We start from the raw sequence: 24875 nt of genomic DNA, 5'->3' as shown, positions 1-24875 counted from the left end.
TGCTGGCCATGGCGCGGATGCAGGAAAAACTGCGCGACACCCTGCAACGGATTTCCGGCTCGGCCACCCAACTGGCCTCCGCCGCAGAAGAGCTCAACAGCGTCACCGACGAAAGCGCCCGGGGCCTGACCCAGCAGAACAACGAAATCGAACAGGCCGCCACGGCGGTCAATGAAATGACCAGCGCCGTGGAAGAAGTGGCCCGTAACGCGGTGAGCACCTCTCAGGCGTCCAGCAACGCCACCACCTCGGCCAGCGACGGCCGCGATTTGGTGCAGGAAACCGTCAGTGCCATCGAACGCATGAGTGGTGATGTGCAGAGCACTGCCACCCTGATCGGTGAGCTGGCCGAAGAATCCCGTGACATCGGCAAGGTGCTGGATGTGATTCGCGGCCTCGCCGACCAGACCAACCTACTGGCCCTCAACGCCGCCATCGAAGCCGCCCGTGCCGGCGAGGCGGGCCGCGGTTTTGCCGTGGTCGCCGATGAAGTGCGCGCCCTGGCCCACCGCACCCAGCAGTCGACCAGCGAAATCGAACGCATGATCGCCAGCATCCAAAGCGGTACTGAACATGCGGTGGACTCGATGCGCAACAGCACCGACCGCGCCGAATCGACGCTCAACATCGCCAAAGGTGCGGGTATCTCCCTGGATACCATCAACACTGCCATCGTCGAGATCAACGAGCGCAACCTGGTGATCGCCAGTGCTGCCGAAGAACAGGCCCAAGTCGCCCGCGAAGTGGACCGCAACCTGGTGAACATCCGCGACCTGTCGGTGCAATCGGCTACCGGCGCCAACCAGACCAGCGCCGCCAGCAATGAGCTGTCGCGCCTGGCCGTGGACCTCAACAGCCTGGTTGGGCGGTTTAGCCTCTAAGGCTTGCGGCCCAGAGCACGGTGGGAGCAACTGGCTTACCCCTGGCCACTCAGTGCCCCCATCGCGAGCAGGCTCGCTCCCACAGTGGAAAAGTGAAAATCCCGCCCGCACCACAGTTCAACTGCAGGCCGGGCAGCGCTTTGCTCGCCCGCGATGGCGGGACTCAAGCCAATAGAGGAGTAGTGGTTATACCGGCTTCATCGCGGGCCAGCCCACTCCGGCTGGGAGTGGGTTCACGCGGTGTGGCCAGATAAAAGCTTTTTGACAGTACGCTATTTCAACAGGTTAGAATCCCTGGCACGCAGACTGCATGGTCAGTTTGCGCCCGCCCTTCTGCTTCTGGAGTACTGCCTTTGAATGCGACGACCATCAACAGCCTGTTCTTGATCGGCGCGTTGCTGGTAGGTGCGAGCATTCTGGTGAGTTCCCTTTCTTCACGCCTGGGCATCCCGATTCTGGTGATTATCCTGGCGGTGGGCATGACCGCTGGCGTCGATGGCGGCGGCATCATTTTTGACAACTACCCCACGGCCTATCTGGTCGGCAACCTCGCCCTGGCGGTCATCCTGCTGGACGGTGGCTTGCGCACGCGGGTGTCGAGCTTTCGCGTGGCGCTGTGGCCGGCGTTGTCTTTGGCCACGGTGGGGGTGTTGATTACCACCGGGCTGACCGGCATGGCCGCCGCGTGGCTGTTTGACCTGAGCCTGATGCAAGGCCTGCTGGTGGGCGCCATCGTTGGCTCCACCGATGCCGCGGCGGTGTTTTCACTGTTGGGCGGCAAGGGCCTGAACGAGCGGGTCAGCGCCAGCCTGGAGATCGAGTCCGGCAGCAATGACCCGATGGCGGTGTTCCTCACCGTGACCCTGATCGACATCCTCGCCAGCGGCCAGAGTGACCTGCACTGGAGCCTGTTGGGCCACTTGGTGCGCGAATTCGGCATCGGCGGCGCCATTGGCCTGGGCGGCGGCTGGTTGCTACTGCAACTGGTCAACCGCATCAACCTGGCCGCGGGCCTGTACCCGATCCTGGTGATCGCCGGCGGCCTCTTGGTGTTCGCCCTGACCAACGCCCTGCACGGCAGTGGGTTCCTGGCGGTGTACCTGTGTGGCCTGGTGATCGGCAATCGCCCGGTGCGCAGCCGCCACGGCATCCTGCATATGCTTGATGGCATGGCGTGGCTGGCGCAGATCGGCATGTTCCTGGTGCTGGGGCTGCTGGTCACGCCCCATGACCTGCTGCCCATCGCCCTGCCGGCCCTGGGCCTGGCGCTGTGGATGATCCTGTTCGCCCGGCCGCTGTCGGTGATGGTCGGCCTGCTGCCGTTCAAGGCGTTCCATGGCCGCGAAAAAGTGTTCATTTCCTGGGTCGGCCTGCGCGGCGCGGTGCCGATCATTCTCGCGGTGTTCCCGCTGATGGCCGGGCTGCCCAATGCCCAGTTGTACTTCAACCTGGCGTTCTTCATCGTTCTGGTGTCGCTGTTGGTGCAGGGCACGAGCCTGCCGTGGGTGGCCAAGTTGCTCAAGGTCACGGTGCCGCCGGAACCGGCGCCGATCTCCCGGGCGGCGCTGGAGGTGCATGTCACCAGCGAGTGGGAGCTATTCGTCTACCGCCTCGGCGCGGAGAAATGGTGCATCGGCGCCGCCCTGCGCGAGCTGAAAATGCCCGAGGGTACGCGGATCGCCGCGTTGTTCCGCGGCCAGCAACTGCTCCACCCCTCCGGTAGCACGGTGCTAGAAGCCGACGACCTGCTGTGTGTGATCGGCCACGAACACAACCTCCCAGCCCTGGGCAAGCTGTTCAGCCAGGCGCCGCAACGGGGCCTGGACTTGCGCTTCTTCGGCGATTTCGTCCTCGAAGGCGATGCCCAACTGGGCGCGGTGTCGGCGTTGTACGGCCTGCAACTCGAGGGCTTGGACCCCGACATGCCGCTGAGCCGCTTCATTACCCAGAAGGTCGGCGGCGCGCCGGTGGTGGGCGACCAGGTGGAATGGAACGGCACAATCTGGACCGTCGCGGTGATGGACGGGAACAAGATTGGCAAAGTGGGCGTCAGATTCCCCGAAGGAAGTCGCCCGGGCCCCGGGTTGTTCCTCTAAACTGCGTTTTTCCACCCTGTCTTGACCGGTCTCTATGCCAATCTTGCGCACTCTTTTTGCCACGGCCCTGCTGAGCCTGTGCCTGTCCCTCGGTGCCGTCCAGGCAGCCGAGCCCCCCAGCAGCGAAGCGGTTCAGCGCAGCCTGGACAAAATCGCCGACCGCAAACTGCCGGAGGCCGACCAGAAAGCCCTGCAAGCGGTGTTGCAGCAAACCCTCAACCAGCTCAATAACAAGGCTGACTACGAGCAGCGGCTGATCGACCTCAAGCAGCAACTGGCCAACGCCCCGCGCCAGAACAGCGAAAACCAGAAAGAACTCGAACGCCTCAAGGCCACCAAAGTGGTGCCCGTGGCCCAGCGCTACGCCAACCTGGACGTGCCGCGGCTCGAACAGTTGCTGACCGAGCGCAGCACCCAGCAAAGCGACCTGCAAAAGGCCCTGGCCGACGCCAACAGCCTGACCATCACCGCCCAGACGCGCCCCGAGCGGGCCCAGGCCGAAATCAGCAGCAGCCAAACGCGCATCCTGCAAATCAACAGCCTGCTCAAGGCCGGCAAGGACGGCGGCAAGCCCCTTACCGCCGAGCAACGCGACCAGCTCAACGCCGAGCTGGCGGCCCTCAACGCCCTGATTCCGCTGCGCCGCCAGGAACTGGCCGGCAACAGCCAACTGCAAGACCTGGGCAACAGCCAGCACGATTTGGTGCTGGAAAAAGCCGCGCGCCTGGAGCAGGAAATCCAGGACCTGCAAACCCTGATTAACCAGAAGCGCCTGGCCCAGTCCCAGGAAACCGTGACCCAGCAATCGATCGAGGCGCAGAAGGCCGGCGGCAGCAGCCTGTTGGCCAGCGAGAGTTCGGCCAACCTCAAGCTCTCCGATTACCTGCTCAAAAGCACCGACCGCCTCAACGAACTGACCCAACAGAACCTCAAGACCAAGCAATTGCTCGACAACGTGACCCAGAGCGACGCGGCCCTGGACGAGCAGATCAGCGTGCTCAAGGGCAGCCTGCTGCTGTCCAAGATCCTCTACAAACAGAAGCAGGCCTTGCCGCGCCTGCAGATGGACGGCGACCTGGCCGACCAGATCGCCGACATCCGCCTCTACCAGTTCGAGGTCAACCAGCAACGCGAACTCATCAGCAGCCCGAGCAAGTACGTCGACAACCTGCTAGCCACCCAGCCCGCGGAGCAAATCACCCCGCAACTGCGCCGCACCCTGCTGGAACTGGCGATGACCCGCGCCGACCTGCTGGAGCGCCTGAGCCGCGAACTGAGCGCCCTGCTCAACGAATCCATCACCCTGCAACTGAACCAGAAGCAACTGCTGACCACCGCGCAAAACCTGCGCGCCACCCTCGACGAGCAGATGTTCTGGATCCCCAGCAACAAGCCCCTGGACCTGGAATGGTTGCGCACCATGCCCCAGCGCCTGGAAAAGCAGATCGATAACCTGCCCTGGGCCTCCAGCCTGAGCGAGTTGCGCGACGGCCTGACCCAGCGGCCGCTGCTGTTCCTGCCGTTGCTGCTGCTGTTCGGCGTGTTGCTGTGGCGGCGCAAGCCCTTATATGCGCGGCTCAACAAGGTCCACCAGGACATCGGCCACTTCAAGCGCGACAGCCAGTGGCACACGCCCCAGGCGATCCTTATCAACGTGCTGCTGGCGATGCCGGTGGCCCTGGCCCTGGCCCTGTGCGGCTACGCCTTGCAGATCGATGCCCGCGGGCAGAACGCCAACCTCGGCGCGGCGCTGATCCAGACCGCCCAGGCCTGGCTGGTGTTTTACACCGCCTACCGCATCCTCGCCCCCGGGGGCGTGGCGGAGCTGCATTTTCGCTGGGAGAAACCTCAGGTCGAGTTCCTGCAGGTGTGGGTGCGGCGCCTGGGCATCGTGGTGCTGGCGCTGGTGGCGGTGGTGGCCGTGGCCGAACACCAACCGGCGGCGCTGGCCGAAGACGTGCTGGGCATTGCCGTGGTGCTGACCTGCTACGCCCTGATGGCGTGGCTGCTCAGCCGCCTGCTGCTGAGCAGCCCGACCCACAAGAACACCTCGCTGTTTCGCAAGGCCCTGGGGGTGCTGTTCACCGCGCTGCCCATCGCCCTGTTCATCGCCGTGTGCTTTGGCTACTTCTACACCGCGCTCAAACTCAGCGACCGACTCATCAACACCCTGTACCTGCTGATGTTCTGGCTGGTGATCGAAGCCACTTTCGTGCGTGGCCTGGGCGTGGCGGCGCGGCGCCTGGCCTATGCCCGGGCCCTGAGCAAGCGCCAGGCCGCCAAGGAGGCGGGCGACGGCGACGTGGTGGTCGAAGAACCGACCCTGGACATCGAACAGGTCAACGAGCAGTCCATGCGCCTGATCCGCCTGGCCCTGCTCGGCGGGTTCATCGCAGCGCTGTACTGGGTCTGGGCCGACCTGATTACCGTGTTCTCCTACCTGGACAACATCACCCTCTACGAATACACCAGCGGCACCGGCGCCAACATGAGCATGGTGCCCATCAGCATCGGCGACATGCTCGGCGCGCTGATTATCATCGGCATCACCTTCGCCCTGGCGCGCAACCTGCCGGGCCTGCTGGAGGTGCTGGTGCTGTCCAAGCTCGACCTGGCCCAGGGCAGCGCCTACGCCACCACCACATTGCTGTCGTACGTGATCGCCGGCGTGGGCTTTGTCTCCACCCTGTCCACCCTGGGCGTGAGCTGGGACAAGCTGCAATGGCTGGTGGCCGCGCTGTCGGTGGGCCTGGGGTTTGGCATGCAGGAGATCTTCGCCAACTTCATCTCCGGGATCATGATCCTGTTCGAGCGCCCGGTGCGCATCGGCGACACCATCACCATCGGCAACCTGTCGGGCACGGTGAGCAAGATCCGCATCCGCGCCACCACCATCACCGACTTCGACCGCAAGGACATCATCGTCCCCAACAAGACGTTCATTACCGGGCAACTGATTAACTGGTCGCTGACCGACACCATCACCCGCGTCACCCTGAAACTGGGGGTGGACTACGGCTCCGACCTGGACCTGGTCAAGGAACTGCTACTCAAGGCCGCCCGGGAAAACCCCCGCGTGCTCAAGGAACCCGAGCCCCTCGTGTACTTCCTCAACTTCGGCGAGAGCACCCTGGATCACGAACTGCGCATGCACGTGCGCGACCTGGGCGACCGCAACCCGGTGGTGGACGAGGTCAACCGTTTCATCAACCGCGAGTTCAAGAAGCAGCACATCAACATTTCGTTCCGCCAGATGGAGGTCTACCTGAAAAACCTCCAAGGCCAGGAATACAAAATGGTGCCCATCGACCCGGAAACCAAAACCATCGGGCTCAAGGCCGACGGTAAACCCGACAGCGAGCCACCGCCGGCCAAGCTCGACTAGCCCGGTTAATCCCAGCAGAATGCTCGGACATTCTGCTGGAGATGGCCCTTGAAAGCCCTCGACGAACTGACCTTCGACAACCGCTTCGCCCGCCTGGGCGACGCCTTCTCGACCCACGTACTGCCCGAGCCCATCGACGACCCGCGCCTGGTGGTGGCAAGCCCCGCCGCCATGGCCCTGCTCGACCTCGACCCGGCGCAGGCCGACACCCCGGTGTTTGCCCAACTGTTCGGCGGCCACAAACTGTGGGCCGAGGCGCAACCGCGGGCGATGGTCTATTCCGGGCATCAGTTCGGCAGCTACAACCCGCAACTGGGGGACGGCCGCGGCCTGCTGCTGGGGGAGGTCTGCAACGCGGCGGGCGAGCACTGGGACCTGCATCTCAAAGGCGCAGGGCAAACGCCCTACTCGCGCATGGGCGATGGCCGCGCCGTGCTGCGCTCTTCAATCCGCGAATTTCTCGCCAGCGAAGCCCTGCATGCCCTGGGCATTCCCACCTCGCGGGCGCTGTGCGTGATCGGCTCCAGCACCCCGGTGTGGCGCGAAAAACAGGAGCGCGCCGCCATGGTCCTGCGCCTGGCGCCCAGCCATGTGCGCTTTGGCCACTTCGAGTATTTCTACTACACAAAGCGTACTGACGAGCACACCGCCCTGGCCGAACACGTGCTGGCCGCGCATTTCCCTCAGTGCCGCGAGCAGCCGCAGCCGTACCTGGCGATGTTCCGCGAGATCGTCGAGCGCAACGCCGAACTGATCGCCAAGTGGCAGGCCTATGGCTTCTGCCATGGGGTGATGAACACCGACAACATGTCGATCCTGGGCATCACCTTCGACTTCGGCCCGTTCGCCTTCCTCGACGACTTCGACGCCAACTTCATCTGCAACCACTCCGACGACCGTGGCCGCTACGCCTTCAGCAACCAGGTGCCCATCGGCCAATGGAACCTCAGCGCCCTGGCCCAAGCCCTGACGCCGCTGATCGAGGTCGAAGCCTTGCGCGAAACCCTGGGGCTGTTCCTGCCGCTGTACCAGGCCCACTACCTGGACCTGATGCGCCGGCGCCTGGGCTTGACCCGCGCCGAAGACAGCGACGCGAAACTGATCGAGCACCTGCTGCAACTGATGCAAAGCGGCGGCATCGACTACAGCCTGTTTTTCCGCCGCCTCGGCGATGAGCCCGCCGAACAAGCCGTGGCGCGCCTGCGCGATGACTTCATCGACCGCCCGGGCTTCGACGCCTGGGCCGCGCACTACACCGCCCGCGTCGCCCGCGACGGCGAGCCGCGGCAAGACCTGCGCCGCAACCGCATGCACGCCGTCAACCCGCTGTACATCCTGCGTAACTACCTGGCGCAACACGCCATCGATGCCGCCGAAAACGGCGATTACAGCGTCGTGCGCCAATTGCACCAGGTGTTGAGCCAACCCTTTGACGAACAACCGGGCATGGCCGCCTACGCACAGCGCCCACCGGAGTGGGGCAAGCACCTGGAGATCAGTTGTTCGTCCTAGGCACCTGCAACATTTGTGTCATACGCGCTGGTTAAGGTGACTGCAAAAACCTGCAGGGAGCCTGATGTGAACCTATTAGAAGACAACCAACCCACCGACCTCGAAACCCTGGTGGGCATGAGCCGGCGTGGCTTTATCAGCGCCGGCGCCCTGTGTGGCGCGGCGATGTTTTTGGGCGGCAACCTGCTCAGCCGCAGCGCCCTGGCCATCGGCGCCAGCAGCGGCACCAGCCCTCTGCTCGGGTTTGCCAGCATCGCCGCCGCCACCACCGACACCATCAGCCTGCCCGCCGGCTACAGCGCCAAGGTCCTCATCAGTTGGGGCCAACCGCTGCACCAGGGCGGCCCGGCCTTCGACCCCAGCGGCAACGGCACGGCCAAGGCCCAGGAACTGCAATTTGGCGACAACAACGACGGCATGAGCCTGTTCGCCTTCCCCGACGACCCCAACCGCGCGCTGATGGCGATCAACAACGAATACACCAACTACCGCTACCTCTACCCCCACGGCGGCATGCCGCAATCGGCCGAGGACGTGCACAAGGCCCAGGCCTGCGAAGGCGTCTCGGTGATTGAAGTGCAGCGCCGCGACGGCCACTGGCAGTTCGTCCAGGGTTCGCGCTACAACCGCCGCATCCACGGCAACGCGCCGATCCGCGTCGGCGGCCCGGCGGCCGGCCACGCGCTGCTCAAAACCAGCGCCGACCCCAGCGGCAAACTTGTGCTGGGCACCTTCCAGAACTGCGCCAACGGCAAGACCCCGTGGGGCACGTACCTGACGTGCGAAGAAAACTTCACCGACTGCTTTGGCAGCAGCAACGCCGAGCAGCACTTCGACGCCGCGCAAAAGCGCTACGGCGCCGTGGCCGCCAGCAAAGAAATCAACTGGCATCAGCACGACCCGCGTTTTGACCTGGCGAAGAACCCCAACGAACTCAACCGCCATGGCTGGGTGGTGGAAATCGACCCGTTCGACCCGCAATCCACCCCGGTCAAGCGCACCGCCCTGGGCCGCTTCAAGCATGAAAACGCAGCCCTGGCCGAAACCGGCGACGGCCGCGCCGTGGTGTACATGGGCGACGACGAGCGCGGCGAGTTCATCTACAAGTTCATCAGCCGCGACAAGATCGACCACAAAAACCCCAAGGCCAACCGCGACCTGCTGGACCACGGCACCCTCTACGTCGCCGTGTTCGATGGCGGCGACGGCAACGCCGACCACCCCAAGGGCCAGGGCCAGTGGGTGGAGTTGAGCCACGGCAAGAACGGCCTCGACGCCAGTAACGGCTTCGCCGACCAGGCCCAGGTGCTGATCCATGCGCGCCTGGCCGCCAGCGTGGTCAAGGCCACGCGCATGGACCGCCCGGAATGGATCGTGGTCAGCCCCAAGGACGGCCAGGTCTATTGCACCCTGACCAACAACGCCAAGCGCGGCGAAGACGGCCAACCGGTGGGCGGCCCCAACCCACGGGAGAAAAACGTCTACGGGCAAATCCTGCGCTGGCAGCCTGAGCGCGGCGAACACGGCGCCCCGACCTTTGCCTGGGATCTGTTCGTGGTCGCCGGCAACCCGGTGGTGCACGGCGGCACGGCCAAGGGTGGCTCGGCCAACATCACCCCACAGAACATGTTCAACAGCCCCGATGGCCTGGGTTTTGACGGTGCCGGGCGGTTGTGGATCCTCACCGACGGCGATTCGAGCAACGGCGGCGACTTCGCCGGCATGGGCAACAACCAGATGCTCTGCGCCGACCCAGACAGCGGTGAGATCCGCCGTTTCATGGTCGGCCCGGTGGGCTGCGAAGTCACCGGCATCAGCTTCGCGCCCGACTTCAAGACCCTGTTCGTGGGCATCCAGCACCCTGGCGAAAACGGCGGTTCGACCTTCCCCGAGCACCTGCCCAACGGCAAGCCGCGTTCATCGGTGATGGCAATCAGCCGGGAGGATGGCGGGATCGTCGGCGCCTGATAAACCGCCATCGCCGGCCAGCCCCAGCCTTGAATGCTTGGCACCCTTCAAGGCTGGGTGCGAGCCTGCTCGCGATAGCGATCCCCACCTATCTGCGCCCGTCTGCGCTAACATGCCGGGCCGGACGCGGCAGCCTGCTGCGCGCAGGAGTCAGCATGGCCCATCCGTTTGAAACCCTTACCCCCGACCTGGTGCTCGATGCCGTTGAAAGCATCGGTTTCCTCAGCGACGCTCGCGTGCTGGCGCTCAACAGCTACGAAAACCGCGTCTACCAAGTCGGCATCGACGACAGCGAACCGCTGATCGCCAAGTTCTACCGCCCCCAGCGCTGGACCAACGACGCCATCCTGGAAGAACACCGCTTCACCTTTGAACTGGCCGACTGCGAAGTGCCGGTGGTGGCGCCACTGATCCACAACGGCGAAAGCCTGTTCGAGCACGCCGGTTTCCGCTTCGCCCTGTTCCCGCGCCGTGGCGGCCGGGCGCCGGAGCCGGGCAACCTCGACCAACTCCATCGCCTCGGCCAATTGCTGGGGCGCTTGCACGCTGTGGGCGCCACCCGCCCGTTCGAGCACCGCGAAGCGCTGGGCGTGAAGAACTTCGGCCACGACTCGCTCAACACCCTGCTGGACGGCAACTTCATCCCCAAAAGCCTGCTGCCGGCCTATGAGTCGGTGGCGCGTGACCTGCTCAAGCGCGTGGAAGAGGTGTACAAGGCCACGCCGCACAAGAACATCCGCATGCACGGCGATTGCCACCCCGGCAACATGATGTGCCGCGACGAGGTGTTCCACATCGTCGACCTCGACGACTGCCGCATGGGCCCGGCGGTGCAAGACTTGTGGATGATGCTCGCCGGCGACCGTCAGGAATGCCTGGGGCAGCTGTCGGAATTGATGGATGGCTACCAGGAATTCCACGACTTCGACCCACGCGAACTGGCGCTGATCGAACCTCTGCGCGCCCTGCGCTTGATGCACTACAGCGCCTGGCTGGCGCGGCGCTGGGACGACCCGGCGTTCCCCCACAGCTTCCCGTGGTTCGGCAGTGAGCGCTATTGGGGCGACCAGGTGCTGGCCCTGCGCGAGCAACTGTCGGCGCTCAATGAAGAGCCGTTGCGCTTGTTCTGAACACCGCGTGGCTACTGAGGTGTGGTGATGCGGGTGGGAGTGAGCCTGCTCGCGATGGCGGCCACCACTCCTCCAGCGGCTGGGAGGCCGCCATCGCGGGCACGCCTGCTCCCACAGAGGAGGACTGAATGCCTGCCATCGTCGCGAGCCCGCCCCCACAAAAAGCGGCAACCGCGGACAAACCTCCTTACAATCACCGCTTTGTTAGTTGCCTAAGCAAGGACTTTGCATGCCAGCCGCCAACCCGCGCCACGGCTACATCCTGGGCCTGAGTGCCTACATCATCTGGGGCCTGTTCCCGCTTTACTTCAAGGCCATCGCCTCGGTGCCGGCAGTCGAGATCATCATCCACCGGGTGTTGTGGTCGGCGCTGTTCGGCGGCTTGCTGTTGCTGGTGTGGAAGCACCCCGGTTGGTGGCGCGAACTGCGCGATAACCCGCGGCGCCTGGCGATCCTGGCGCTGAGCGGCACGCTGATCGCGGCGAACTGGCTGACCTACGTTTGGTCGGTGAACAGCGGGCACATGGTCGAGGCGAGCCTGGGCTACTACATCAACCCCTTGGTCAATGTACTGCTGGGCATGGTGATCCTGGGGGAGCGCCTGCGGCGCCTGCAATGGGTCGCGGTGGGGCTGGCGACATTGGGCGTGGCGCAGCAGGTGTGGCAACTGGGCAGCGTGCCGTGGATTTCCCTGGTGCTGGCGCTGACCTTCGGCTGCTACGGCCTGATCCGCAAACAGGCGCCGGTCAAAGCCCTGCCGGGGCTGGTGGTGGAAACCTGGATGCTGGTGCCGATTGCCCTGGGCTGGTTGCTGCTCAACCCCGGCGCCCACAGCGCGCAGATGGCGTTCTGGAGCACCAGCGAAGCCTGGTGGCTGGTGGCGGCCGGGCCGGTGACGCTCATCCCGCTGGTGTGCTTCAACGCCGCCGCACGGCACTTGCCTTACACCAGCCTGGGCTTTTTGCAGTACATCGCCCCCACCCTGGTGTTGCTGCAAGCGGTGCTGTTGTTTGGCGAACACTTGTCGCCCAGCACCCTGGTGGCGTTGGTCTTTATCTGGGCGGCCCTGGTGGTGTACAGCGTCGATATCTGGCTGAGCATCCGCAAGCGGCGCTGATCGAAAAACGTACAAACCCTCCCGGGCCACGCCTGCCGTGGCCTGCACGCATCTTTCCCAAGGTTATCCACAGGCCCATCCCCGGCGTTTGTGCACAAGCCGTTGAAACTGCTGGTTTTTTGCTCAATTGCTGAAGCAGCCCGGCCCGCCTGGGCTGGCGGCGAGTCTCTACAGGTTATCCACAGGCAGGTGCAGGGTTTCCTTGGATAACCCCCGCCCTTCAGCTGTCGCTGCGCAGCACCAGCTCCACCATCAAGTCGTCGGCCAGGGTTTCCAGGCGTGTTTGCAGCACATCCAGCGACAGGGTCAACGGCACAGCCAGCAGCGCCTCGGCATGGAACAGCGGCTCGCCGCTCATGGGCGCGGGGCGCACATCGGTTACCAACCGCTCCAGGTTGACGCCCTGCTCGCTCAACAGCCGCGTGATATCGCGCACGATGCCCGGCCGGTCGTTGCCCACCAGCTCCATGGCAATGGGCTTCCAGGTGCACGACTGTTCGATGCCGCTTTCGGCGATCAGCACCCGGATGCCGTGGGCGGCCAAGCCTTGCAGAGCATCGACCAACGCGTCATAGGCCTCGGCGGGCACGCCGATGCGCAGGATCCCGGCAAACTGCCCGGCCATGCGCGCCATGCGGCTTTCCAGCCAATTGCCGCCGTGCTCGGCGATGCACTGGGCGATGTGCTCGACCTGGCCGGGTTTGTCCGGGGCGATCACGGTGAGTACGAGGTGGTCCATGGCAAAGCCCTCAGGTGATGGATCGAACCAGTATAGGCAGCGCCCTCGCCTGCCGGAGGCCCATCTGCTGTAGCAAGCGGGCTAGCGCGCTGGCGACGGAGCCTCTGTGGAGCCGGTTAAAAAACATTCTGTGTACTGTTTTTATATTTATCTGGAACAATTCATCTGTTTTTTGAGAACATCGCCCACCACGGCGTGACCAGACTGCCGACTTAGGTCGCAGAACGACGTATTTAGTCTAATTTTCACAACCGCAATTCATCATGTAGTATGCCCCGGCGCGCACTACATAACGTTGGATCGATGTCTGCCACGGCGCCATCGCAACCCCGCACGGCACTATCGGCAAGGCGTCAAGCCTGTGATTGGAACGAACCAGCCGCCACAGTGATGGCATGTACTGGCACCGGGGTTTGTGGTTTAAATGGCCAGAGGCTTCATTGTTTTTTTACAAGAGCTGAAAAGCGAAATAGCTGAGCAGAGTGAGGCAAGCAATGACTGAACACGTTCAAGTCGGTGGCCTGCAGGTCGCCAAAGTCCTGTTCGACTTCGTGAATAACGAAGCCATTCCCGGTACCGGCCTCACCGCCGACCAGTTCTGGGCCGGTGCCGACAAGGTCATCCATGACCTGGCACCGAAGAACAAAGCCCTACTCGCCAAACGCGATGATTTCCAGGCGCGTATCGATGCCTGGCACCAGGCTCATGCCAGCCAGGCCCACGACGCCGTGGCCTACAAAGCCTTCTTGCAAGACATCGGTTATTTGCTGCCAGAAGCAGCGGATTTCCAGGCGACGACGCAAAACGTCGACGATGAAATCGCCCGCATGGCCGGCCCGCAACTGGTGGTGCCGGTGATGAACGCCCGCTTCGCCCTCAACGCCTCGAACGCCCGCTGGGGTTCGCTGTATGACGCGCTGTACGGCACCGACGCCATCAGCGAAGCCGATGGCGCGCAAAAGGGCAAAGGCTACAACAAGGTCCGTGGCGACAAAGTCATCGCCTTCGCCCGCGCCTTCCTCGACGAAGCCGCGCCCCTAGCCGCAGGCACCCACGTCGATTCCACGGGCTACAAGATTGTGGACGGCAAACTGGTGGTCGCCCTGGTGGGCGGCAGCAACAGTGGCCTGCGCAATGACGCGCAACTGATCGGCTACCACGGCGATGCCGCGGCACCGACCGCCGTGCTGCTGAAAAACCACGGCCTGCACTTCGAAATCCAGATCGATGCCAGCACCCCGGTGGGCCAGACCGATGCCGCCGGTGTCAAAGACATCCTGATGGAAGCCGCGCTGACCACCATCATGGACTGCGAAGACTCCGTCGCCGCCGTCGATGCCGACGACAAAGTGGTGATCTACCGCAACTGGCTCGGCCTGATGAAGGGCGACCTGGCCGAAGAAGTGGCCAAGGGCGGCCAGACCTTCACCCGCACCATGAACGCCGACCGCACCTACACCACCCCGGATGGCGGCGAACTGAGCCTGCACGGTCGTTCGCTGTTGTTCGTGCGTAACGTGGGCCACCTGATGACCATCGACGCGATCCTCGACAAGGACGGCAACGAAGTCCCCGAGGGCATTCTCGATGGCCTGATGACCAGCCTGGCGGCGATTCACAGCCTCAACGGCAACACCTCGCGCAAGAACAGCCGCACCGGTTCGGTCTACATCGTCAAACCGAAGATGCACGGCCCGGAAGAAGCCGCGTTCACCAACGAGTTGTTCGGCCGCATCGAAGACGTGCTGGCCCTGCCACGCAACACCCTCAAAGTCGGGATCATGGACGAGGAGCGCCGTACCACGGTCAACCTCAAGGCCTGCATCAAGGCCGCCAGCGAGCGCGTGGTGTTTATCAACACCGGGTTCCTGGACCGCACCGGCGATGAAATCCACACCTCCATGGAAGCCGGCGCGATGGTGCGCAAAGCCGCCATGAAAACCGAGAAGTGGATCGGCGCCTACGAGAACTGGAACGTCGATATCGGCCTGAGCACCGGCCTGCAAGGTCGCGCCCAGATCGGCAAAGGCATGTGGGCCATGCCTGACCTGATGGCCGCCATGCTGGAGCAGAAAATCGCCCACCCGCTGGCCGGCGCCAACACCGCGTGGGTACCGTCGCCGACCGCCGCCGCGCTGCACGCGCTGCACTACCACAAGGTCGATGTATTCGCCCGCCAGGCCGAACTGGCCAAGCGCGGCCGCGCGTCGGTGGACGACATCCTGACCATCCCGTTGGCGAGCAATCCCCACTGGTCGGCCGAAGAAATCCAGAACGAACTGGACAACAACGCCCAAGGCATCCTCGGTTATGTGGTGCGTTGGATCGACCAAGGCGTGGGTTGCTCCAAGGTGCCGGACATCAACGACATCGGCCTGATGGAAGACCGTGCCACGCTGCGTATCTCCAGCCAGCACATCGCCAACTGGCTGCGTCACGGCATCGTCACTCAAGCTCAGGTGCTGGAAAGCCTCAAGCGCATGGCCCCAGTGGTAGACCGCCAGAACGCCGGGGACGCGCTGTACCGCCCACTGGCCCCGAACTTCGACAGCAACATTGCCTTCCAGGCAGCGGTCGAACTGGTGATCGAAGGCACCAAACAGCCCAACGGCTACACGGAGCCGGTGCTGCACCGCCGCCGCCGTGAGTTCAAGGCTGCCAACGGCCTGTAAGCCAACGCCGTAAACCACAAAGCCCCGGCCGCAAGGTCGGGGCTTTGTCGTTTACGGCACCTGTTCGTAGGATGCAGGCTGGCTATGCCATGCCCAGTTCGTGCTTGACCAGCGCCAGCAGCTTGTCGGTATCGATGGGCTTGAGCAAAAAATCCACCACGTTCAAATGCATGGCGGCGATGGCGTCGCCCACTTCGGCGTCGCCGGAAACGATGATGATCGGCAGCGCTGCGCGCACCGATTCGCGTACCTGGCGGATCAGGTCCAGGCCATCGAAGGGCGCCATGCGCAGGTCGGTAATCAGCAGGCCGATGGAGTTGCGCGAGGCCAAGAGGTCGAGCGCGGCCTTGCCGCTGGCGGCAGTCAGGCAGTGGATGCCGTCCAGGGCGAGGATTTCTGCGAGAAGCTCGCGGGCATCGCGGTCGTCGTCAACGATCAGTACCCGTTGCGGCGGCAAATCCGGTTCCAGCATCACGGCACTGAGCGCCTCGCGCTCGGCCTCGCTCAAAATATCGTGGTCAGGCATAACAATCTCTACAGGTTCAAGACAATCTCCCAGCACAGTGGTCTGACATCGCCGGGCGAAGCTTCAATGTGCGCTTCGTCGGAAAGTTTTCCAAGAGTGCCGACAAGCGGTTTATTCGCCAGTTCTCGTAGGCCATGTCTGAATATTTGTGACCGAGCCTAGACTTACGTCCAATGGGCACTGCGCACCGGGCAGCCGACCATGGCCGCCACAACAAATCCAAAAAGACTGCGGTACACGCCAATGAGCAAAACGGATGCCTTCACCCAGGCAGGGAAAACCGCGGTGTTGCAGAACATCCACGGCACCATGCAGTTCCTGCAGCGCTTCCCGCCCTTCAACCAGATGGAAAACGCCCACTTGGCGTACCTGGTGGAGCAATGCCAACTGCGCTTCTATGCCGCTGGCGAGAGTATCGTCAAACCTGCCGACGGGCCGGTGGAGCACTTTTTTATCGTCAAGCAGGGCCGCGTGGTGGGTGAGCGCCCGCACACGGCGCGGGGCGGTACCGAAACCACGTTCGAGATCACTACGGGCGAGTGCTTTCCCCTGGCCGCGCTGCTGGGCGAGCGCGCCACCCGCACCGAGCATCGGGCGGGGGAGGACACCTTCTGCCTGCAACTGAACAAACTTGCGTTCATCAAGCTGTTCGCCCTTTCCAGCGCCTTTCGCGATTTCGCCCTGCGCGGGGTCAGCAGCCTGCTGGATCAGGTCAACCAGCAGGTGCAGCAAAAAGCCGTGGAAACCCTCGGCACCCAATACTCCCTGAACACGCGCCTGGGTGAATTGGCCATGCGCCACCCGGTCAGTTGCCTGCCCGCCACGCCCCTGCGCGAGGCGGTGACGCTGATGCATGAGCAGCAGGTCGGCAGCATTGTGGTGGTGGATGAGCACAAGGCACCGCTGGGCATTTTCACCCTGCGCGACCTGCGCCAAGTGGTGGCCGACGGCACCAGCGATTTCAACCAAAGCATCGCCCGGCACATGACCCAGGCGCCGTTTTTCCTCAGCCCCGAGCACAGTGCGTTTGATGCGGCCATCGCCATGACCGAGCGGCATATCGCCCACGTCTGCCTGGTCAAGGATCAGCGCCTGTGCGGCGTGGTGTCAGAGCGCGATCTGTTCTCCCTGCAGCGGGTCGACCTGGTGCACCTGGCCCGCACCATCCGCAATGCGCCCCGGGTGGAGAACCTGGTGGCCATGCGCGGGGAAATCGGCCAATTGGTCGAGCGCATGCTGGCCCACGGTGCGTCTTCGACCCAAATCACCCACATCATCACCCTGCTCAACGACCACACCGTGTGTCGGGTCATCGAGCTGGCCCTGGCCGACAAGGGCGACCCCGGCGTGCCGTTCACCTGGCTGTGCTTTGGCAGCGAAGGGCGCCGCGAGCAGACCCTGCACACCGACCAGGACAACGGCATCCTCTTCGAGGCCCGCGACGCCGCCCATGCCGCCGAGATCCGCGGCAAGCTGTTGCCCCTGGCGCAGCACATCAACCAGAACCTGGCGTTGTGCGGTTTTACCCTGTGCAAAGGCAACATCATGGCCGGCAACCCCGAGCTGTGCCTGTCGCGGGCCGAATGGGCGCGGCGCTTCGCGGCGTTTATCCGCGAGGCGACACCGGAAAACCTGCTGGCCTCCAGCATCTACTTCGACCTGCGGGTGGTATGGGGTGACGAACAGGGTTGCGAGCAGCTGCGCCGGGGCATCCTGGAGCAGGTCGCCGACAACCGCTTGTTCCAACGCATGATGGCCGAGAACGCCCTGCGCCAACGCCCGCCCGTGGGGCGCTTCCGCGATTTCGTGCTGACGCGCAAAGGCACGGACAAAGCCACCCTGGACTTGAAAGTGCAAGGCCTGACCCCCTTCGTCGACGGCGCCCGCCTGCTGGCCCTGGCCAACGGCGTGGAAGCCAACAACACCCTCGAACGCCTGCGCCAATTGGTCGAGCGCGAAGTGATCGAACGCCTGGACGGCGCCGCCTACGAGGAGGCTTACCACTTCATCCAGCAAACCCGCATGCAGCAACACCAATTGCAGACCCGGGAAAACCTGCCCTACTCCAACCGCGTCGACCCCGACAGCCTCAACCACCTCGACCGGCGCATCCTGCGCGAGTCCCTGCGCCAGGCCCAACGCCTGCAAAGCAGCCTGGCCCTGCGGTATCAGCTATGAGCCTGTTCAACTGGCTGCGCCCCAGCGCACCGACCCTGAGCCCAACCCAGCAACAACGCCTGGAGGCCCTGGCGCCCGCCGCGCCACTGGACGAGTGCAGCCTGCGCGAGCAGCGCTGGGTGGTGGTGGACCTGGAAACCACCGGCCTGAACCTGAACAAAGATGTAGTGCTGTCCATCGGCGCCGTGGTGATCGAAGACGGCGCCATCGATTTTCGTCAACAGTTCGAGCGCACCCTGCAACGCCCCGACCACAGCGTCGGGCCCAGCGTGTTGATCCATGGCCTGGGGCCCAGCGCGATTGCCGCCGGCAGCGACCCGGTGGAGGCCTTGCTCGACTTCATGGAATTTGTCGGCGATAGCCCGCTGCTGGCCTTCCATGCGCCCTTCGACCAGCACATGCTCGGCCGCGCCCTGAAAACCAGCCTGGGCTACCGCTTGCAGCACCCGTTCCTGGATGTGGCGGACATGGCGCCGCTGGTCTGCCCCCAGGCGCACATCCGCGAGGCGGGGCTGGACGACTGGATCGAGCACTTCAAGCTGCACGTGGGCGAACGCCACCACGCCAGCGCCGACGCCCTGGCCACCGCCGAACTGGCGCTGATCCTGTTTAGCCGCGCCCGCCAGCAGCAAATCCACAGCCCGCTGAACCTGCAACAGCGCCTGGGCCAATGGAAACGCCGACGCCAGGCGCAGTCGTTCTGACCTAGCGGGCTCGCCCGCCTGCTACAGCAGCACCCGACCAACGCCAATTGCGCCGCCTCCAGGCTTCTGCCAGAATCGCGAACAATTCTCGTTAGCTTAAACTCCTACGTCGGTGATGCCCTGTGTCGTCAGTCCAAAACCCCAACAATGAGCTGGTAGGTTCGCTTTATCGCGACCATCGCGGCTGGCTGTTGGCTTGGCTGCGGCGCAATGTGGCCTGCCCGCAGCGCGCCGAGGACCTGAGCCAGGACACGTTCGTGCGCCTGCTGGGCCGCGACAGCTTCAACGCCCCGCGTGAACCGCGGGCGTTTTTGGTGGCCATCGCCAAGGGCCTGTTGTTCGACTACTTCCGCCGCGCCGCGCTGGAACAGGCCTACCTCAGCGAACTGATGCTGATCCCCGTGCACGAACAACCGTCCCCGGAAGAACAGCAACTGATCCTCGAAGACCTCAAGGCCATCGATCGCCTGCTAGGCAAGCTCTCGACCAAGGCCCGCGCCGCGTTCCTCTACAACCGCCTCGACGGCATGAGCCACGGCGAAATCGCCGAGCGCCTCGGTGTGTCGGTGCCCCGCGTGCGCCAGTACCTGGCCCAGGGTATCCGCCAGTGCTACATCGCCCTGTACGGCGCGCCGCAATGAGCCGCGCCGAACGCCAACCCGTCTCGGCACAGGTGCTGGACGCCGCGATTGCCTGGCAGTTGTGCCTGGACTGCGGCGCCGCCAGCGCGCTGGAGCGCGAAGCCTTCGCCCAATGGCACGCCGCCGCCGAAGAACACGCCCGCGCCTGGCGGCAACTGGGCATGCTCGACCAACGCTTCAGCGCCGCCAGCGGCCCGGCGCGCACGGCCCTGCTGCAATCGCGCGAAGGCATCCGCCGGCGCGTGCGCAAACTCGGCACCGGGTTGGCCAGTGTGGTGTTGGTGTGCGGCCTGGCGCTGTTCGCCGGCCCGCGCTACCTGCCTGTGGATTACTGGCTGGCCGACCAACGCACCGCCACCGGCGAGCAACGCACGCTGCGCCTGGCCGACGGCACCCTTATCAACCTCAACACCCACAGCGCGATGGACGTGCGCTTCGACGACAAGCAGCGGCGCATCGTGTTGCAGGAAGGGGAAATCCTGGTCGAGACCGGCCACAACGACCCACGCCCGTTTATCGTCGAAACCGCCGACGGCAGCCTGCGCGCCCTGGGCACACGCTTCTTGGTGCGCCGCGAAGCGGCCGGCACGCGCCTGAGCGTGCTGCAATCGGCCGTGGCCGCCCACCCGCAGGCCGGCGCCGACGAGCAGATCTACCAGGCCGGCCAGCAAGTGCTGATGCGCCGCGACGGCCTCGGCCCGCTGATCGCCCTCAAGCCCGGCGCCGACGCCTGGACCCGCGGCATGCTGGTGGTGGACAACGCGCGCCTGGAAGACCTGGTCAACGAACTGAGCCGCTACCGCCCCGGCCACCTGGGCGTGACCGCGCAAGTGGCCGACCTGCGTATCACCGGCAGCTTCCCGCTGCACGACACCGACCTGGCCCTCACCGCCCTGCTGCCGACCCTGCCGGTGCAGATCCAGCAGCACACGCCGTGGTGGGTGACGGTCGAGGCCAAGGTTGAGCCGCTTTAGCCTCAAAACGCTGTTGGGGCATTTTCCTGTGGGAGCAACGGTCTTACCTCGACCATTCGTCACCGCCACTCAGTGCCGCCATCGCGAGCAGGCTCGCGCCCACAGAAAAAATAAAATTCCACCCTCACCACCATTCAACTGTGGGAGCGGGCCTGCCCGCGATGGCGGCAGTACTGTCGATATGTATCCATTCGATGGCCGACCTCATCGCGGGCGAGCGGAGCGGCGCCCGGCCCACACCCCTCTTTACTTGCTGAATCGAAATTAATTTCATTCACGCCCTATCACTTTTCCCATCTCGTTCGGCACCTAGGCAATTGAGAAATATTTCCATTCAGGAGCTGCCGATGTCCCGTTCGTTCGATACCCTGTTGCGCCCCAGCCTGTTGGCCGTCGCCATCGCCCTGTGCGCACCGCTGGCCAGCACCGCCTTGATCGCCGCCGAGCAGGCGTCCGCCGTGCGGGCCTACAACCTGGCGGCTGCACCCTTGGCCGGCACCCTGAATCAGATCGCCAGCCAGGCCGGCCTGGCCCTGACCCTGGACCCCGCCCTGGCCGCCGGCAAGACCTCGGCGCCGGTGCAGGGCCAGTTCGACGCCAGCACCGCCCTGCGCCAGGCCCTACGTGGCACCGGCCTGCAACTGGAACAGAGCGGCGCCGGCACCTACAGCCTGGCCCCAGTGCCGGAGGGCGCATTGGCCCTGCCGGTTACCAGCATCACCGGCCAGGCAAACCTGGAAAGCGCCTGGGGCCCGGCCGACGGTTACGTCGCCACCCGCACCGCCGCCGGCACCAAGACCGACACGCCGATTGTCGAAGCACCGCGCTCGATGACGGTGATTACCCGCGAGCAACTGGACGAGCGCCAAGTGCTCAACCTCAACGACGCCTTGCGCTACACCGCCGGCGTGCAGAGCAGCGGCTACGGTTCCGACTCGCGCGCCGACTGGCTGCGGGTGCGCGGCTTCGACCCGACCCAGTTCCTCGACGGCATCCCGCTGCCCAAGGGCTCGTTCTCCAACCCCAAGGTCGAGCCGTGGAACCTGGAACGCATCACCGTGTTGCGCGGCCCGGCCTCGTCCGTGTACGGCCAGACCCCGCCCGGCGGCATGCTCGACATGGTCAGCCGCCGCCCCCAGGCTGAAAGTGCCCACCAGGTCGAAGCCCAGGCCGGCAGCAACGAACACAAGCAAATCAACTTCGACAGCACCGGCAAAATCGATGACGAAGGCCGCTTTCTCTACCGCGTCAGCGGCGTGGTACGCGACAGCAACGCGCCGGTCGATCACATCCCGGACAAGCGCTACAACATCGCCCCCAGCCTGACCTGGAACATCAACGACGACACCAAGCTGACGTTCATTTCCCAGTACACCCGCGACGATACCGGCATCACCGGGCAGTTCCTGCCGTTGCAGGGCACCCAACTGCCAGGCAGCAAGATTTCCCACCACAAGAACCTCGGCGAGCCGGGCTGGGACTTCTACGACCGCACCTACTACGCCCTGGGCTACGCCTTTGAAACGCACCTCAACGACACCTGGCAGTTCAAGCAAAACCTGCGCTACACCAAGAGCGATTTGGGTTTTCAAGCCGTCAACGTCGGCACCATCAACACGGTCGATGCCAATGGCAACGTCAACCGCGAGGCGGGCATCGTCAACGAAGACATCAGCCAGTTCGCCGTGGACAACAACTTCCAGGCTGACTTCCAGACCGGCGCCGTGCAGCACACCCTGTTGCTGGGCGTCGATCACCAACGCTCCAACACCAACTACCAATGGCTGTACGGCGGCTCGTACACCTACGGCGCCGACGGTAAACCCAATGGCTACAACGTGCCGCCGATCAACGTGAACCGCCCGGTGCACGGCCAGGACATGTCCAATGTCAGCTACTTCGCGTTGCAGGACTTTGGCCAGAAAACCCAGCAAACCGGCGTTTACATCCAGGACCAGATGGCCCTGGACAACTGGCGCCTGACCCTGGGCGGACGTGAAGACTGGGTGCACACCGGCACCACCTTCCACAACAGGGGCGACGCCACCAGCACCCAGCGCGACAAAGCCTTCACCGGCAACGTCGGCCTGAGCTACGTGTTCGACAACGGCGTGACGCCGTACCTGTCCTACACCGAGTCGTTCCAACCGAGCACCGGCGCCAGCGTCGATGCGGCGCAATCGTTCAAACCCACCGAGGGCCGCCAGTACGAGGCCGGCGTAAAGTATCAACCCGTGGGCAGCCGCAGCCTGCTGACCGCCGCCGTGTATGACTTGCGCCAGAGCAACGTGAAAGTCGCCGAAGGCAGCCTCACCCGCCAGGTCGGCGAAGTGCAGGTCCGCGGCCTGGAGCTGGAAGCCACCACCCAGGTCAACGACAACCTCAAGGTGGTCGGCTCCTACACCTACACCGACACCGAAACCCTCAAGGGCAAACCCGACGAAGTGGGCAAGCGTATGGCGCTGATCCCGCGCAACCAGGCCACCCTGTGGGGCGACTACACCTGGAACGCCGGCGTGCTCGACGGCTTCGGCATGGGCGCGGGCGTGCGCTACGTCGGTGACACCTACGGCAATGCCAGCAACACCGCCGTCGCCCACGTGGGCTCCTACACCGTGTACGACGCCGCCGTGCACTACGACATGGGCCGCCTGGGCAACAGCCTCAAAGGCATGACCGTCGCCGTCGAAGCCAAGAACCTGTTCAACAAGGACTACCTGGCCAACTGCGACGGCTACTGGTGCTACTACGGTGACGAACGCAACGTGGTCGCCAGCGTGAATTACAAATTCTAAAAAGAGATAAACCCTTGTAGGAGCGAGCCTGCTCGCGATGGCGGCCGGCCAACCGACAGCGATGTTGGCTGGGCCGGCGCTATCGCGAGCAGGCTCGCTCCCACCCAAGAACAATCCCGTGACCTATAGGCTGCCCGCAAGGCAGCCTATTTTTGCCTGTGGAGCCCCGATGAAAAGCCGAACCATCCGCCGCTGGTCTGCGGTTCATACCTGGACCAGCCTGATCTGCACCGCATTCCTGCTGATGCTGGCGCTGACCGGCCTGCCGTTGATCTTTCACCATGAAATCGATCACCTGCTGGGCGATGCGCCCGAGCTGGCGCAATTGCCCGCCGATACCCCCCAACTGGACTTGCAGCAACTGGTGCTCAAGGCCCAGGCCCATCGCCCCGGGGAAGTGATGCAGTACTTCGGCTGGGATGAAGAAGACCCCAACGGCGTGGTCGCGATCATGGCCGCCACCGCCGGCACCGAGCCCAACGCGTCCCACACCTTCATGCTCGATGCCCGCACCGGCGAGGTGGTGGACATGCCTTCGGCCAATGGCGGGGTGATGATGTTCATCCTGCGCCTGCATGTGGATATGTTCGCCGGGTTAGCGGGCAAGCTGCTGCTGGCGTTCATGGGCATCCTGTTCGTGCTGGCGATTGTCTCGGGCGCGGTGTTGTACCTGCCGTTCATGCGCCGCTTGAAATTCGCCACCGTGCGCCACGACAAATCCACCCGCCTGCGCTGGCTCGACCTGCACAACCTGATCGGCGTCGTGACCCTGACCTGGGCCCTGGTGGTGGGCGTGACCGGGGTCATCAGCGCCTGCGCCGACCTGATTATCGCGGCGTGGCGCAACGACAGTCTCAGCGCCATGGTCCAGCCCTACCGCGATGCCCCGCCGCTGGCCGCGCTGGCCCCGGCCAGCCGCTTGCTCGACATCGCGCAAGAAGCTGCACCCGGCATGCGCCCGGACTTCATCGCCTTCCCCGGCACGCGCTTTTCCAGCGAGCACCACTACGCGGTGTTCATGAAAGGCAGCACTCACCTGACCTCACACCTGCTCACGCCGGTACTGATCGACGCCAGCACCCTCAAGGTCACTGCCGTGGCGCAACGGCCCTGGTACATGGACGCCATGGGCATGTCCCAGCCCCTGCACTTTGGCGACTACGGCGGCATGCCGATGAAAATCCTCTGGGCCGTGCTGGACGTGCTGACCATCGTCGTCCTTGGCAGTGGCCTGTACCTGTGGGTCGTGCGGCGCAAAGCGGCGAAAGCCGTGGAGGTGCCCGCGTGAAGCCACGGCAATCGAGTTTCTGGAAGGTCTTCGCCATTCCCAGCGTCATCGCCCTGCTCAGCGCGGCCGGGCTGTTTGCCGCGCTGCTGGGGGATGGCGTGTGGGACGGCTTGAGTTGGTTGGGGTTGGGGGTGCCGGCGGGGTTGGGTATTCGAGGGTTGTGGCGTAGGGCTTGAGGGCGCCGCCCAGCCCGCTCCCACGGGGATTGCGCTGAACCCTGTGGGAGCGGGCCCGCCCGCGATAGCCATCTGGCGACCAGAAAAACAACC

General features: G+C 64.4%; 17 protein-coding genes. 15 read left to right on the top strand and 2 right to left on the bottom strand.

The window, feature by feature from the left end:
• The first annotated feature begins 8 nt into the window (after window positions 1-8).
• From AC19YR_RS20570 to rarD, 7 genes are all read left to right on the top strand, one after another.
• The gene (locus AC19YR_RS20570; protein ID WP_500599935.1) at window positions 9-881 is read left to right on the top strand and encodes a methyl-accepting chemotaxis protein; all 873 of its coding nucleotides are present in this window, start codon (window positions 9-11) and stop codon (window positions 879-881) included.
• Between the two features lie 353 nt (window positions 882-1234).
• On the top strand, window positions 1235-2977 hold the full coding sequence (locus AC19YR_RS20565; RefSeq protein ID WP_095110902.1) for a potassium/proton antiporter: 1743 nt from the start codon (window positions 1235-1237) through the stop codon (window positions 2975-2977).
• A 34-nt stretch (window positions 2978-3011) separates the two neighbouring features.
• The gene (mscK, locus tag AC19YR_RS20560; RefSeq protein ID WP_500599922.1) at window positions 3012-6362 is read left to right on the top strand and encodes a mechanosensitive channel MscK; all 3351 of its coding nucleotides are present in this window, start codon (window positions 3012-3014) and stop codon (window positions 6360-6362) included.
• Window positions 6363-6410: 48 nt separating this feature from the next.
• Entirely contained in the window at window positions 6411-7874 is a 1464-nt protein-coding gene (selO, locus tag AC19YR_RS20555) for a protein adenylyltransferase SelO (protein WP_500599920.1), read from the top strand.
• Between the two features lie 66 nt (window positions 7875-7940).
• A complete protein-coding gene (locus AC19YR_RS20550) occupies window positions 7941-9842 on the top strand; it encodes a PhoX family protein (protein WP_500599919.1) in 1902 nt (633 codons plus the stop codon).
• A 155-nt stretch (window positions 9843-9997) separates the two neighbouring features.
• Window positions 9998-10972, top strand: a complete 975-nt coding sequence (locus AC19YR_RS20545; RefSeq protein ID WP_095110906.1) for a serine/threonine protein kinase — start codon at window positions 9998-10000, stop codon at window positions 10970-10972.
• A gap of 229 nt (window positions 10973-11201) precedes the next feature.
• A complete protein-coding gene (gene rarD, locus AC19YR_RS20540) occupies window positions 11202-12089 on the top strand; it encodes an EamA family transporter RarD (RefSeq protein WP_095110907.1) in 888 nt (295 codons plus the stop codon).
• A 220-nt stretch (window positions 12090-12309) separates the two neighbouring features.
• Here rarD and AC19YR_RS20535 read toward each other — a convergent pair whose 3' ends face one another.
• Window positions 12310-12828, bottom strand: coding sequence for a glycine cleavage system transcriptional repressor (locus AC19YR_RS20535; protein ID WP_500599917.1), 519 nt, complete (start codon window positions 12826-12828; stop codon window positions 12310-12312).
• A gap of 494 nt (window positions 12829-13322) precedes the next feature.
• Here AC19YR_RS20535 and AC19YR_RS20530 point away from each other — a divergent pair, with 494 nt between their 5' ends.
• A complete protein-coding gene (locus tag AC19YR_RS20530; protein WP_500599915.1) occupies window positions 13323-15500 on the top strand; it encodes a malate synthase G in 2178 nt (725 codons plus the stop codon).
• A gap of 82 nt (window positions 15501-15582) precedes the next feature.
• On the opposite strand, the gene AC19YR_RS20525 is transcribed toward AC19YR_RS20530, so the two are convergent.
• Window positions 15583-16026: a response regulator gene (locus AC19YR_RS20525; protein ID WP_095110910.1), complete on the bottom strand. Its 444-nt coding sequence runs from the start codon at window positions 16024-16026 to the stop codon at window positions 15583-15585.
• Between the two features lie 243 nt (window positions 16027-16269).
• On the opposite strand from AC19YR_RS20525, the gene AC19YR_RS20520 reads away from it, so the two are divergent.
• The 7 genes from AC19YR_RS20520 (at window position 16270) to AC19YR_RS20490 (ending at window position 24782) form a co-directional block, all read left to right on the top strand.
• A complete protein-coding gene (locus AC19YR_RS20520; RefSeq protein WP_095110911.1) occupies window positions 16270-18204 on the top strand; it encodes a putative nucleotidyltransferase substrate binding domain-containing protein in 1935 nt (644 codons plus the stop codon).
• Entirely contained in the window at window positions 18201-18908 is a 708-nt protein-coding gene (locus tag AC19YR_RS20515) for a 3'-5' exonuclease (protein ID WP_500599912.1), read from the top strand. The genes AC19YR_RS20520 and AC19YR_RS20515 overlap by 4 nt, the downstream gene beginning before the upstream one ends.
• Before the next feature lie 122 nt (window positions 18909-19030).
• Window positions 19031-19549, top strand: coding sequence for an RNA polymerase sigma factor (locus AC19YR_RS20510; RefSeq protein WP_095110913.1), 519 nt, complete (start codon window positions 19031-19033; stop codon window positions 19547-19549).
• Window positions 19546-20523, top strand: coding sequence for a FecR family protein (locus AC19YR_RS20505; RefSeq protein WP_500599910.1), 978 nt, complete (start codon window positions 19546-19548; stop codon window positions 20521-20523). Before AC19YR_RS20510 ends, AC19YR_RS20505 begins: the two co-directional genes overlap by 4 nt.
• A 347-nt stretch (window positions 20524-20870) precedes the next feature.
• Window positions 20871-23318: a TonB-dependent siderophore receptor gene (locus tag AC19YR_RS20500; RefSeq protein ID WP_500599908.1), complete on the top strand. Its 2448-nt coding sequence runs from the start codon at window positions 20871-20873 to the stop codon at window positions 23316-23318.
• Between the two features lie 169 nt (window positions 23319-23487).
• Window positions 23488-24606 (top strand): PepSY-associated TM helix domain-containing protein, encoded by a 1119-nt coding sequence (locus tag AC19YR_RS20495; protein WP_500599906.1) that lies wholly within the window; start codon window positions 23488-23490, stop codon window positions 24604-24606.
• On the top strand, window positions 24603-24782 hold the full coding sequence (locus AC19YR_RS20490; RefSeq protein ID WP_500599905.1) for a hypothetical protein: 180 nt from the start codon (window positions 24603-24605) through the stop codon (window positions 24780-24782). The genes AC19YR_RS20495 and AC19YR_RS20490 overlap by 4 nt, the downstream gene beginning before the upstream one ends.
• The last annotated feature ends 93 nt before the right edge of the window (window positions 24783-24875 follow it).

Source organism: Pseudomonas sp. MF08817, assembly GCF_059862705.1.
The sequence above is the reverse complement of the archived record's forward strand: the minus strand, read 5'-3'. Positions and strand labels throughout refer to the sequence as shown.

Bases quoted from the DNA above. Each gene is read 5' to 3' on its own strand.
- AC19YR_RS20570 (WP_500599935.1), top strand. From the start codon at position 9: ATGGCGCGGATGCAGGAAAAACTGCGCGACACCCTGCAACGGATTTCC.
- mscK (WP_500599922.1), top strand. From the start codon at position 3,012: ATGCCAATCTTGCGCACTCTTTTTGCCACGGCCCTGCTGAGCCTGTGC.
- AC19YR_RS20545 (WP_095110906.1), top strand. From the start codon at position 9,998: ATGGCCCATCCGTTTGAAACCCTTACCCCCGACCTGGTGCTCGATGCC.
- rarD (WP_095110907.1), top strand. From the start codon at position 11,202: ATGCCAGCCGCCAACCCGCGCCACGGCTACATCCTGGGCCTGAGTGCC.
- AC19YR_RS20535 (WP_500599917.1), bottom strand. From the start codon at position 12,828: ATGGACCACCTCGTACTCACCGTGATCGCCCCGGACAAACCCGGCCAG.
- AC19YR_RS20530 (WP_500599915.1), top strand. From the start codon at position 13,323: ATGACTGAACACGTTCAAGTCGGTGGCCTGCAGGTCGCCAAAGTCCTG.
- AC19YR_RS20525 (WP_095110910.1), bottom strand. From the start codon at position 16,026: ATGCCTGACCACGATATTTTGAGCGAGGCCGAGCGCGAGGCGCTCAGT.
- AC19YR_RS20520 (WP_095110911.1), top strand. From the start codon at position 16,270: ATGAGCAAAACGGATGCCTTCACCCAGGCAGGGAAAACCGCGGTGTTG.
- AC19YR_RS20515 (WP_500599912.1), top strand. From the start codon at position 18,201: ATGAGCCTGTTCAACTGGCTGCGCCCCAGCGCACCGACCCTGAGCCCA.
- AC19YR_RS20505 (WP_500599910.1), top strand. From the start codon at position 19,546: ATGAGCCGCGCCGAACGCCAACCCGTCTCGGCACAGGTGCTGGACGCC.
- AC19YR_RS20500 (WP_500599908.1), top strand. From the start codon at position 20,871: ATGTCCCGTTCGTTCGATACCCTGTTGCGCCCCAGCCTGTTGGCCGTC.
- AC19YR_RS20495 (WP_500599906.1), top strand. From the start codon at position 23,488: ATGAAAAGCCGAACCATCCGCCGCTGGTCTGCGGTTCATACCTGGACC.